This window comes from Alcanivorax sp. 1008, from assembly GCF_020667895.1.
GTDB lineage: Bacteria > Pseudomonadota > Gammaproteobacteria > Pseudomonadales > Alcanivoracaceae > PGZG01.
This window is the reverse complement of record NZ_JAFMPS010000032.1, coordinates 1-12,766: the sequence shown is the minus strand read 5'-3', so window position 1 is coordinate 12,766 and position 12,766 is coordinate 1. Positions and strand designations below refer to the sequence as shown.

General features: G+C 50.9%; 9 protein-coding genes and 1 pseudogene. All 10 read right to left on the bottom strand.

The window, feature by feature from the left end; translation table 11 throughout:
* The coding region (locus J1C54_RS15405) for a type I restriction endonuclease (protein WP_229149633.1) at positions 1-1,771 on the bottom strand (1,771 nt) is incomplete at its 3' end.
* An 80-nt stretch (positions 1,772-1,851) separates the two neighbouring features.
* On the bottom strand, positions 1,852-2,256 hold the full coding sequence (locus tag J1C54_RS15400) for a hypothetical protein (RefSeq protein ID WP_229149632.1): 405 nt from the start codon (positions 2,254-2,256) through the stop codon (positions 1,852-1,854).
* A 44-nt stretch (positions 2,257-2,300) separates the two neighbouring features.
* Positions 2,301-3,248: a GIY-YIG nuclease family protein gene (locus tag J1C54_RS15395; protein WP_229149631.1), complete on the bottom strand. Its 948-nt coding sequence runs from the start codon at positions 3,246-3,248 to the stop codon at positions 2,301-2,303.
* On the bottom strand, positions 3,245-4,579 hold the full coding sequence (locus tag J1C54_RS15390) for a restriction endonuclease subunit S (protein WP_229149628.1): 1,335 nt from the start codon (positions 4,577-4,579) through the stop codon (positions 3,245-3,247). The genes J1C54_RS15395 and J1C54_RS15390 overlap by 4 nt, the downstream gene beginning before the upstream one ends.
* Complete coding sequence (locus tag J1C54_RS15385; protein ID WP_229149625.1) at positions 4,576-6,555, bottom strand: class I SAM-dependent DNA methyltransferase; 1,980 nt, start codon at positions 6,553-6,555, stop codon at positions 4,576-4,578. The genes J1C54_RS15390 and J1C54_RS15385 overlap by 4 nt, the downstream gene beginning before the upstream one ends.
* 365 nt (positions 6,556-6,920) lie before the next feature.
* Complete coding sequence (locus tag J1C54_RS15380; RefSeq protein WP_229149623.1) at positions 6,921-7,322, bottom strand: hypothetical protein; 402 nt, start codon at positions 7,320-7,322, stop codon at positions 6,921-6,923.
* Between the two features lies 1 nt (position 7,323).
* Positions 7,324-9,597 carry a hypothetical protein gene (locus tag J1C54_RS15375; protein WP_229149621.1) on the bottom strand — a complete coding sequence of 758 codons (2,274 nt, stop codon included), beginning with the start codon at positions 9,595-9,597 and terminating at the stop codon, positions 7,324-7,326.
* Positions 9,590-11,245: a hypothetical protein gene (locus J1C54_RS15370; RefSeq protein ID WP_229149619.1), complete on the bottom strand. Its 1,656-nt coding sequence runs from the start codon at positions 11,243-11,245 to the stop codon at positions 9,590-9,592. The genes J1C54_RS15375 and J1C54_RS15370 overlap by 8 nt, the downstream gene beginning before the upstream one ends.
* Positions 11,235-12,491, bottom strand: a complete 1,257-nt coding sequence (locus J1C54_RS15365) for a site-specific integrase (RefSeq protein ID WP_229149618.1) — start codon at positions 12,489-12,491, stop codon at positions 11,235-11,237. The genes J1C54_RS15370 and J1C54_RS15365 overlap by 11 nt, the downstream gene beginning before the upstream one ends.
* Positions 12,492-12,639: 148 nt before the next feature.
* Positions 12,640-12,766 (bottom strand): annotated as a pseudogene (locus J1C54_RS15360) (tRNA 2-thiocytidine(32) synthetase TtcA); the annotation flags it as partial.

Below are 12,766 nucleotides of genomic sequence, written 5' to 3'. Positions count from 1 at the left end.
CATGGCCACGGAAGTGCTCCACAATCACTTCTACCCGCTGGTTGATATTGTGCGGATGCAAGCGCACCCAGCGCGCCAGCGTGGCAGAGGCCTTTTTCGATTCCACCTCGGTGTCGTCAGCATCGGGGTGCGACAATTTCCAGGCAGTGCTGTAGGTGGTGTAGCACTTCAGCACATCGAGAATAAAACCTTCTTCGATGGCCTGGCGCATCGAGTACAAGTGAAACGCCTCCGGCTTGTTATCGGCGCTGGGCGGCAGCTCGGGATTCGGCGGCCGACCGAACAGCTCAAGGGTCTTGGCCTTCGGCGTCGCTGTAAAAGCGTAGTAACTGATGCGCTCACTGGGCTTGCGCGACGATACAGCGGCGTCCAGCAGCTCTTCAGCGCTGATCTCTTCCTTGTCCGGGGTATCGACGCCAAGAATGGCCTTCAGCTTGGTGGCGGAACTGCCGGTCTGTGACGAGTGCGCCTCGTCGGCAATCACGGCGTAGCGACCACCGGCCAGCTCCGGGCGCTTGTCCAGTGCATCGTACAGAGCCGGAAAGGTCTGGATGGTGACGATGATAATGCGCACCTGATCCGCCAGTGCCTGAGCCAGCTGCTCGGCCTTGCTCTGGTTGCCAATATCGCGACTGATCGGCTGCACCACACCGCTGGCGTGTTCGAACTGATAGATGGTGTTCTGCAGCTGGCTATCCAGCACGGTGCGGTCGGTGACCACGATCACCGAGTTGAACAGGCGATTGCCCGCCTCGTCATACAGCGAGGCCAGTTGATGCGCCGTCCAGGCAATAGAGTTGGACTTGCCGGAACCGGCGCTGTGCTGGATCAGATATTTTTTGCCCGCCCCCTCGCGCCGGGTGGTGTCGAGCAGCGTGTTGACCACCTCCCACTGATGGAAGCGCGGGAAAATCAGGGTTTCCTTGGTGATGCGCTTGCCGCCGAAATCCTCTTTCACCTCTTTCTGCAAATGCAGGAAGCGGCCGAGAATTTTCAGCCAGGCATGCGGGGCGAACACCCGGTCCCAGAGATAGGAGGTGGCGTAGTGATGTTCATCCGCCGGGGCCGGGTTGCCGGCGCCTCCTTCTTCGGACCCCATGTTAAAGGGCAGGAACCAGGTGGCCTGCTCGGCCAGCCGGGTGGTCATGGCCACCTCGTCCTGAGTCACGACGAAGTGCACCAGCGCGCCGCGCTTGAAAGTCAGCAGCGGCTCCGGCTTGCGGGTGAGCGGGTCGCGGGTGGGGCGGTCCTGGCGGTACTGGCGCTTGGCATTCTCGATGGGCTGTTTGAAGCCGCTTTTCAGCTCCAGCGTGGCCACCGGGATGCCGTTAACGAACAGCACCAGATCCAGACGCGGGTTGTACTTCCCCTCTTGTGCGTGGGGCGAGTAAGACACCTCCGGCACCACCCGCAGCCGGTTGGCGCCGTAGCGGGCCAGAGATTCCGGGTTCATGCCATGGTCCGGCTGGAAGCTGCACAGGTCGAGCTTGACCCCCGGCACCTTGAAGCCATGACGCAGCACCTCCAGAGTGCCGTGGCGCTCCAGCTCCCGCACCGCGGCCTTGATCAGGGCAGCTTCTGGATTCTGGGGGTGGTTCTTGCAGAACTTGTCCCAGCGCTCCGGCCAAGCCTCCCGCACATAGCCGACCAGATCCTCAGGGTAGAGGGCATGAATTCGGTCATAACCGCTGGCCGGGCCGGTCAGCCAGCCGTTGGCGGTCATAGCCTGAATGATGTCCTGCTGAAACTGTGCTTCGCGGCTGTCTGCCATGCCACCCTCGTCTGAGCTATTTATCACAGTGCTATGTCGTGTTGCTGCGCTGCCAGCAGCACAGCAATATTCTACTGAGCTTAATTCCCAGCCTCTTCGGCGGCGAATGCCATATTCGGAACCAGTGTTGTCATGGTCGCAAGAGGCATTTGTTCACCATCGATAACTACTGTTGTCAGTACAGCTCTCTTTGGGTTGTCCTTTTCAGCAAAAACAAGCTCCATTTTCGTGACGCCGGTCTCCGCGATATACTTCCATGACTTGCCGGGCAGCTCCTCCCAATGTACTTCTGCATTGGGATCGATACCCCTTAGGAGCTTCCCAACGCTAATACCATCAAGCCCGAGTTCCCCATGTCGCGAGCTGTACGTTGCTTCCAGTGACAGAAAGTCCTGTTCAGGAATGGGTGAAGAACATCCCAAAAGTGAAGCGAAAAGAAAGGCGACCAGGACACTCTGTAGTGCTGTAGATTTCTGCTTTGCCATTGCTTGCGTACTCCCTTGTTATGAAACCGTGTTGCGATAAAAATCTAGGACGGGTTGATCTGTTCCTGATCTACTGTTTGTAAATCGACCAGCTCGCTCTGCCATAGGCCATAGGGCTTGCCGGTCTGACGCTCAATCCAAACCAGACGTCCGTTCGCAGATCGCCCCGAAACCACTGCTGCGGCAGCGCTGGGACTGGAAAATATCTGATCCTGAGCGAAGCGCACATTGCCGGACTCATCCGGCACCAGAACGCCATCTGCGGTCAGTTGTTGATACAGGGGCCGGTAGCTTGTGTAGTCGCTACTGCTGACCCAGCCATTGCGGGCCTTGCTTCCAGCAAGCACAACAAAGTCGCCATCAACCTCTCGCGCTCTTGCTGTAATGCCATGCTTGGGCAGCTCCATCTCGAAGAATACCGGCGCTTCCTGCGCTGTCTTTTGCTCCACCAAGGTAGCAGACACCTTCTGGCGCTCTCGCAGGAAATCGAACCCCAGCACGGGCAGGATCGTTCTTATCTGTTCGGAAAAAAATGCCATATCCGCCTGATCGGATTCCGGCAACATGGTGTAGTCATGGGCCGTGCCATTCATGAGGCCACAGCGTCCGGACTGCTTCGCCAGCGCAATCAGCTGGCTTTCAAGGTACTTAACGTGTGCTTTGGTGAGGTTCTGATCCTTGCTGGTAATCAGGCACACCTTTTCCCAAAAGTCTTTGCCGCCCTGATCTTCAGGCCGGTTGTGTTGCTTGAGACGTTTGGCCACATCATCCGATTCGCCGATGTACACCAACGGGCGAATGGCATTGTCAGGATCAGGGCCAATCAAAAAGTAGATGCCGGTACGGGCACACTCTGGGCGCTGCACCAGCTCTGGCAGCTTGCTGCGCGGACCGGTCAGGGCGTGACCCGTCCAGTTCATGATTTCAGCGGTCAGCAATCCGTTCGGGGTGCCGTCCACCAGAAAAAGCCGGATGCTGCGTCCTTGGCTCAAAATGAAACCTCCATATCTAGATTCTGTGCATCCCTTTCAACTTTAACGTTAGGCGACCGCCAGTTGCGGACGTCAATTTTGCCAGTTACAGCGGCTGATATTACAGCAGCTCTCCGCTCCTTCAGAATCTGAATCACCTTCTCAGACTCAACCAAAAGATCAGATATTTCCAAGAGTCGCGTACTAATTATCTCAACAATTGCATGCTGCTCAGACAGGGGCGGAAGACAAAGAGGGGCATTATCTACATTTGCCAAAGATAGCCCTTCTTTAAGCCCATACTGCACCACCGAAAAATATGACTGTCCTTCATGACTGGACAAAGAGAAAGCAACAAAGTTGGGGCAAGCCTTCCCTTGGTCGATCCGAATCAATGCAAGATGCTGATTGACATAGGTTGTATCCGAGACCTCATTGATTACCCCCACTCGCCCTGTGTTTGCACCAGTAATACACACCAGTACATCACCAGATCTCGCTTCTGTTCTGACACCCTCCGCTCCCTCAGGAGGTGAGATGCGCTTTGCCTTTTCTACAAGCACATTCTGCTCATCATCCAAATCACCGCTTTGAAGAAATACACTCCCCCCATCATCGGAGATAAAATCAGACCATCCTCGCGGCCCTGAAGTAATAAAGTTTGAACATTGCTTTAATCTGATTACCTCCCAATGCGCCGGCACTTCGCCGAGCCATTCGATGCCGGAGTCTTTCATGGGGGCGTTGGGGTTGATGCCTTTGGTGACGGCGTGGGAGATGACGGCCTGGCGCTTTTCCTTGAGCAGTTCGATCAGGCGCTGCTGCTCGGCAATCAGGGCGTCGATTTTGGCGGTTTCGTGGTCGAGGAAGCTAGCAATTTTTATTTGTTCATCATAATCAGGCAACGGTATACGAAGCGCAGCCCACATTTCATAGTTGAAACTTGCGATTGATACTCCATAGCCCACAAGATCCCGTGTAGCCACATCTATAGCGGACCTCAAAAATTTTTGATCAATGCCAGGCATGAGGCTGACGCGCTGAACTACGTTGGAGTAAATAGCTCCGGGACTTGGAAGATGAACATACGGGGTTCCATTCCTTGTAAGGAGCAGATCATTTGCTCTCGTTCTTTTCCTGTCTGGAAAATCTTTATAGTCAGAAAGTAGTGGCTGCTTGGCGCATGTGTAAAGAAGCTCTGATCCGTCGCCCCAGAAATTCTTATCAATCACCTCGCCGGCATTATTTTCAAATATGACGTAGGGAAGCCGCGTCACGACCCAATGACTCGGAATTTCTCCGAGGGATACGATCCGAGAGTCCTTGTATTGCGGATAAGCAGAAAAACTCATGCCGACAGCCCCGCAATCATCTGCTTGATCCTGTCGGTACAGGCTTTCAGATCGGCATCAATCTCGTCCAGCGGGCGCGGCGGCTTGAATACGTAGAAGTGGCGATTAAACGGAATCTCGAAGCCGACAATGCCGACCTCGCCATCCTGTTCATCGCATTTGCTTTCGTCGATCCAGGCATCCGGCACATGGGGCTTCACTTCGCGTTCGAAGTAGTCGTGAATGGATTCGCCCAGCGGCACGTTCTCGTTGTCGCGCAGACTGGTATCCGGCTCGGGGTTGCCGTGCTTGTCGGTGCAGATGTCGGCGTCGTCATCGCGCTCGGACAGGGCATTGAGAATGGCCTTGAGCTGGGGCGCGCCGGGTTTGGCGTCTTCGGCCTTGAGGGCTTTTTTCAGATCCTTCAGGAAGGCGTCGCGGTTGCGGTACAGCTTGTCGGCATTCAGGCGCTGGCAGGCTCGGGTGATGGCCTGCAATTCGTCCTGCTCCAGTTTGGCCAGCGGAGTTTCCTGAGCCAGCTTGGCGATGCGTTCGGCGCTGGCCTGGAAGTTCAGCTTGAGCGGCCTCTCGACGGTGATGCGGCGGTAGCCGAAGGCTTCCACCGGGAATATCTTGCTCTCTTCGTTTTCCTTGAAGTCACCGTACAGACGCACGATGGCGTCGATATTGGCGTCGTCAATGTACTGGCGCTTGGACCCGAGGGACTTGCGCATCTTGCTGTAGCGGTTCACCGCATTGATCAGCTGCACCTTGCCCTTGCGCGCCTTGGGCTTGTTGTTGCTCAGCACCCACACATAGGTGGCGATGCCGGTGTTGTAGAACATATCCGTGGGCAGCGCGACGATGGCTTCCACCAGATCGTTCTGCAGCAGGTAACGGCGGATTTCAGATTCGCCGCTGCCGGCGCCGCCGGTAAACAGTGGCGAGCCATTCAGGATGATGCCGATGCGGGAGCCGCCCTCACGCGGGTCGCGCATCTTGCTGACCAGGTGCAGCAGGAACAGCAAGGAGCCATCGGACACGCGCGGCAGGCCGGGGCCAAAGCGGCCCTGAAAACCTTTCAGCTTGTGCTCGTCGGTGACCTGCTTCTGCACCTTCTTCCATTCCACGCCGAACGGCGGGTTGGAGAGCATAAAGTCGAAACGGGTGTCGGCCAGCTGGTCGTCGGACAGGGTGTTGCCCAGCTTGATGTTGCCGACGTCCTGCCCCTTGATCAGCATGTCCGCCTTGCAGATGGCGAAGGACTCCGGGTTCAGCTCCTGGCCATGCAGCGACACCGTGACCTGCTTGCTAACCTGCTGGATGTACTCGTCCCCTTCCGAGAGGAAGCCGCCGGTTCCGGCTGTCGGGTCGTAGATGGTGACGATACTGTGCGGCTTGAGTTTGTTGTCCTGGCCGGTGAGCACCAGCGAGGTGGTCAGGTGGACGATGTCGCGTGGGGTGAAGTGCTCCCCGGCGGTTTCGTTCGAGCTTTCCGCGAACTTGCGGATCAGCTCTTCAAAGATGGTCCCCATGCCGAAGTTGCTGATGTGCTTGGGGCTCAGGTCGATCGATGCGAAGCGTTGCACCACCTGGTAGAGCAGGTCGGCTTCACCCAGCTGCTGGACGAAGTCCTCGAAGTGGAAATTGTCGAAGATGTCGCGAGCGTCCTTGCTGAAGGACTGCACATAGCTCATCAGATCGTCGCTGGTCTGAGTGTCCGAGAGCTGGGCCAGGGACAGCGGCGAGGCATTGAAGAACTGCTGATCGGCGGCGCGCAGCAGCAGCTTCTCGCGCACGGCGTCGGTTTTGTCCTTGTTGGCCTCGGCGGCCTTCAGCACCGCGGCCTTGGTGGGCTCCAGCACGCACTCCAGCCGGCGCAGCAAGGTAAAGGGCAGGATCACCCGGCCATATTGGGACTGCTTGAAATCACCACGCAGGAGGTCTGCGACCGACCAGATAAAGGCGGCGGTCTGGGAATGGTTTTCGGTATTCACGGAGACTCCCTGAATTGTTATGGCTACTGCTACAGGCCCGGGCTGCCTTCCTGTGGCCGGAGCGGGCGGCCCTGACGGCAAAGACAGACGCTGCCCGGGACTGGAAAAGGGCATGCTACTACGAAGGTTGGGCTATCTCTAGGCACTACACCAGACGCGGCCCTGCCTGCATCGGGCCTGCCAGTGCCGCACTGACTTGCCCGGGTTGTTGTACTTTTGCCTGTAACGGGCTGATTTCCTGGCGACGGTGACAATAACCTCGCCCTCGACCACCATGTATAGGCACAATTTTCTTTTTAGGACAGCATGTTACGAACTTCTGGCACCAGGCTGCAATAGAGTTTCGGCGGGAGAGTTCAACACGATTACAAGGCCTCTTCAGAGCGACCCTTTACTAGGTCCCGGAGATCGATTGCATGGATTTCAGAGGCATTGGCAAGTATCCGCTCAATCATACAAAGCTGCTCAGCGTTTTTCCTTGTCAAAATTTCGATTTCGGATCTCAACCTCTTGATTGCAACGCCGTCGCGCGAGGATATACAGTCTTGCCCTCGGCGCTTGCTCGACGCCCTTTTCAAGAAGGATTTTCTCGAATCATAAGCCTTCCGTATTGACTGGTATTCAACGAGCGCCTGACGGGTTACAGAAACGCCTGTTTCTTCAAAAATACGAGAAACCAAAGACTTAAAGGTCAGCTTACCTTCCCAAGCATTTATCATGACCTCAATTTCGCTTTCAAACTCAGGGGTTATTTTAATATTCGCCACCTTAACCTCCGCACTTCAGACCAAATTTTCCAAGCACATTTTTCAGATCTTCATTGTTTTCACCTCGATCGTAAGACATTTTCAAGCACGACTGATCAGAAGGTTTATCTTTCCCAAAATTCGCCATTTGAATCCTCAGATTCTCAAATTTGCTTCCGTCAGGAAGCGAAATGCTGAATGCCATTCGCTCCCTGGAAAACTTAATAACTGATCCCGGCTCTCTCTCCTCCATCAATTTCACAAGACACCCTAGGATCTGCACGTTTTTATCGTGCGTGTGAAACCAACTTTTCATTGCACTTGAACTAGCAAACCGCGGATCAGCCGAAATCAAATCAAGCCGCCTGGCCTGAAGCTCAGCATCCTTCTTCAAAAACTCTATTGACTCGTTATCACCCGCAATATGACATGATGACGAACACATAAAGCATTGAGAAACAAAATCGTTTAAATAAATACACGGAGTAATATTTAGATCCTGAACACAAATACCAGTTGACGTAATGGACGCAGGAAGCTTTGCTAGATGAGAAATTTCATCGACGCTCAAAAAGAGAGAATCAGAGCATTCAGGGTCGCCGCCACGCTCAAATACTTCTCGAACCATCCCAGCAATGTCCGAAGGCGAAGTGTGAATATATTCATAGGTTTGTTTAACATCTTTTCTGCCAGACCAGGCGGAAAGAATTTCCACTCCGATATCACTTTCATAGCCAACAGTATTCGCATAGTGCCGGAAATCATGAAGCCGAATCCGATAATCTGGATAACCATGCTTAACAAATATCGAATATTCAGAGGAAAGATTTTTTGAGTACCCAGCCCTAGTCGAAACGTGTGAAAACAGCGTCTTTGGCTCAAGGATAGCGAAGGCTGACTTAGCGTACTTTCTATTTCCCGGGGAATTCATATTTAACTGGCGAGAAGAAAAAACAAACATTAGATTTCTAACACGTCCGAATTGCTCGGACTTAGAAAAGCCGTTCGGAAACGAAGGGAAAAATACGGATTTGAAATAATCCAACCACCACGCCTCAAGATCACCCAAGGACAGAACCCCCACCAGGCCTTCAGGCGGAGTGGAGCTTTTTGGCAGAATTAGAAGATCATGAAAAGCAGAATGAGTACTCTTTGAAATCCAGACCTTATGCCCATAATCTAGTTCCCAGATATTCTTTCTACAAAGAAATCGCCTTTTTTTACCGGAATTTACAGGGCATGAAATAATTCCGGCCTCATCTTCAACGACAGAAATCTGAAGATTGTCTTCGTAAAAACCCAGAGCGTACCCAAGCACAAACAAATTTGCCGGCCTGGCAAGATTAATATTTTTCAGCCTTCTTGAAGGAATCGTAAATTCGCCAAGTAATTCCTGAAGAGGTAATGACTGATCTTCATAAAATCTAGCAAGAACCCTTAATGGCTCACAATATTCAGAAAAAAATTCCAGAGCCACTTCAACTTGCGCCGAGAGGCTTCGCAGAACATGATTCTTATAACTTCCAAAGCCCTTACTGCCTCTCCAGTCTAGGTAATATACGTAATCGTTTTTATCGGGCCTGTATCTCTTCAAGCGCTGATTAGGCAATATCGGGATCTCCGCCGCCGCCCTATTGGGGGACGCCAAACATAGAAGAAATACAGTGGATACTAGGGCGTCCGACACACACGCAACCTTGGCTCTAGAAAAACCCTCTTCTGAAAACCCGAATGATGTACAAAATATCTTCCCAATTGCGGAAATGACATCTTCACCAGGTATTTTTTGTGCCCGAGATCGAACTATGTTATGCCCCGTCCTATCCCTTTTGTCATCGCACATCCAACGTGGCTTTAGATATGAAGGAACCAGACCATGACCGCCACAAAATTCATAAAATGATTTGGAATATGGCTCGCCAGCCCACGCAGAATCAGGTATCGCATGTAAAGGCCCCTGAAGAGACAGTATCTTTCTTGCTGCCAACGCCTTTGTTTGTCGATAGCCAGCTGAAACCGGTTCAGAGCACAACCGAATAAGAAATTTTTTGAATAAAATAATGTACAGCGATGGCAAGGCCCGATCCTTGCTAATTGAGCTGTCAGATATATCCTTGCGACCAGAAAAAATTGTGCAAAGGAATCTGGTTCGCCTTGAAGTTGATGGGTCAACGTAATACCAGACAAGGTCGTCCCAGGATGCAGCCTTACCATAACTTGACTCAAAGCAACAAGGCACCTCCTCGGATAAATCTGAGTTAAGAGCCTCTAAGCTACTAATGAAACGGTTAATCATCTAGATGACGCCTATTGGCTAAAGCCTGGTCACAGGCCTCTATGACAACACGTATCTTTTCCGCCTGAATCTGCATAGCCTCTGTAACCCTGTCCTGATCTGGCCCTGAAATTCTTGACTGATTCGCGCTGATCTTCAGTTCCAATTTCTCCAACAGTCCTTTGTGATCTCCCTCTAGCAGTGGAATGAAGTTTTGACATCCGTAGCAGGAAACAGGACGAGCAATCCTGGCCGCGCAGGAATTACACCCTGAAGACTGGATTGTGGAACCAACAGTATTAGCCCCATCTAACACGACGTCTTCCGAAATAGGAGCGTCCAGAGACCTCGGAGGATTGAAAACATTCGAAAGGAATTCATTTGCGCGGTATTTTTGGTCGATTCTACGCCTCGCTTCGTAATCAAGGTCAACATAACAGCGAGCAGCAGGGACAGTAACTCCCGTCATCTTAGACAGGCGCGCGGCATCCAAACCTTGTTCCGCCGCTCTCGTCAGCGCTGTATGCCTGAGTCGATTTGTTCCAACGCGCTCAAGCCCCTCGCCAACAGCCTTGCTGACTGTTTGCTCCGACACATGCAAAAAAAGGGACTTATCTGAAAACAATTCATCAATAAATTTCTCTCCGTATATTTCCTGATTAAATAAAGAGATGTCTGGAAAAACTGGCATATTCAGCATTTGCTTAAGAACGACTTCAGGGGTAGTCACAGACCCCAATGCATCCAAAACAAGCCTTAATCCACTTGCATACTGGCGCTTATATAGGTCGATATATACAGAAAAATCTTCGGCAATTGGAAAAGGATACGGCTCTGGATATTCTCGAATATTTACTGATCCACCCCCACTTTTAACGTAGTGAAAACGTATTTGGAGTCCGCCAAATCCAATACTTTTTACTTCATTCTCTCTTAATATTCTATCATCCGAGAATGTCGATCCGAACGAAATAATATCACACCATTTTAGGGACGATATCTGAAGCGGTCGCCTAACAGTGCAAAATGAAAGCATTCGAGAAATCAGATTTCTGGCAGTTGAGAAACCTGATTTGTTGCGGCCGCCAGGCTCCGAAAAATAGGACATTTCCTTATCAGGCGACCAGTCAAAGCTAGAGAGATCTGCAATCAGCCTTTTGAATAGATAGCTGTACTGAAGATCAGGGAGTCGCCCCTTGTCCGGACACAACGGATCTAATCTATGGGTTGGTAACGATGACCTGGTAAACTCATGAATCGACTCGAACTCTTCGTAGCCAAGAAGAGCCAATGTTCCATAGAACTGATTAAGCGATTTCTTGGCCCCAGATTTGAGGCTAGGCCAAAGATTACAAACATCAGTGAGACCCAAAATTCCCTTACTCAGATTGGCCTTTATCGTATAATTAACAGTGACTGTCGTGCCTGCACTCCTGTTTTGGGCATAGTACTGCATAACCTCCAGAATTTTATCCTTATCTGGGCCTGGTATTTTTCTACTTACAAGCCATGACAGATCCAATGTATGACCTTTCCCAGAATTAACCAATAACCGCCACATTAATTTACGGGAGTTAACTTCCAGGCCTGACCTGCAAATAAATTTTTCTGGCACATTTTTAGGTAGACTAAATTCGCCGACCAGGTTATTTAAGGCACTAGAATTCATCGCCATTCCCAGAGAGTGCCTCAAGCTGCCGCTCAAGCATTAATTGATTTACTTCGCGCTGCATATGCCGATCGTTGTAGATGCGACTCATATCTGAATTCGCAGACCACCCCATACCTTGCCGCCGCAGCTCTTCAAGCTTTGCAGTTTCAATCTTATTTTTCTCACCCAAAGCCGATAACTCATCATTCCAGTAATGCCTAAGAAGGTGAGGGTGAACCCTAAAACAAAGAGATTTCGACAAAGTGCAGAATAAGTTATTAATTTGCTTTACGGAAATCGGCGCCCCAGCCGACCATGAAGTGTTGCATTCGGCAATAAAAATAAAATCATGGTTCTTGGATCCGTCATATTTTTCTCTAACCTGGTCTATATAGTACTTCAGCCTTTTCGCCAAACCCGAACTAATCTCTACAATGTGATTACCAGATTTCTGGTTTGGACGATCATTTCTTGGGTCAGCACCATCGGTTGAAGACCTATAAATACGCAAGAGATTTCTTCCTGCGAAGAAATCACAATCAGAAATTTTTAGCTTCGCTAACGCGCCTCTCCGAATACCCGTTTGTAGTAATACATGTACAATTAGATAGTTCCTCAAACGACACATCCTAAATGGATTATTTTCGCTTTCTGGAAGAACAATACTGATCAGTCTTTCAAGTATTTCCTTGGGAATTGCGTTTTCAAAATCTTGGCGAGTTTTTGGATGTCTTCGCCCAAGCGAGTTTTCATATAGCTTTATTTTATTCAATAGAGTTTTGAATCTCTTTAGCAACGCCTCTTCAAATTTACGCCCCCCATGAAACTGATCAAATAGCCACTCAATGTAGAACCGCAATTGACGTAGTCGCCCTGATGCAGTTGGCCCTGCCACTTTTTTCTCCAGGCGACGATTAGCTGCCAGGGCATTCCTAAATGCCTTGCTTTTGACGGAAGAGAACTGGATCACGTCTTCATCAGACTTCGATCTTGTCTTGAGGCTATGCTCAAGGAAGCCTGTGAGCTCTGGAATGGATATCAACTCACCACTGGAAATCCGAGCGGTCAAATTAATGGAGCGAGAATCGAAATATGCGAAGAGGAAGAGCAACTCATTGGCTGAACGCAAGGCGGTGTTAAATGCGCGGGAAGCCAGCCTCTGCCTAAGATAGCAGGATACGTACGGGTCGTATGGGCAGTCGTCCTCATTAACAAGGGAAACGAATTGAGCCCCGCCCAACTTATATTTTTTCACCTTCATCATTTATAGCTCGCCTACCAGCCTCCCAAGAAAGCTAGCAAGAGAATCTTATAAATGTAAAGCAGAAAAAATTATTTTCTTCTTATATATCAATAATATACCGAATATTTAGTAGTCGTGCAAGTCCTGCAATATTTGAGACATCCTATAACTTGCCACCCGACAGGCACACCATGATCCTGTCGCCATCCTGAATCATATTAAAGTCAGCAATCGCCTTGCCCACTTCACGGCGCAGTCTCTTCTGCAGTTTATTGAAACGGACCCGATCCTTGGGT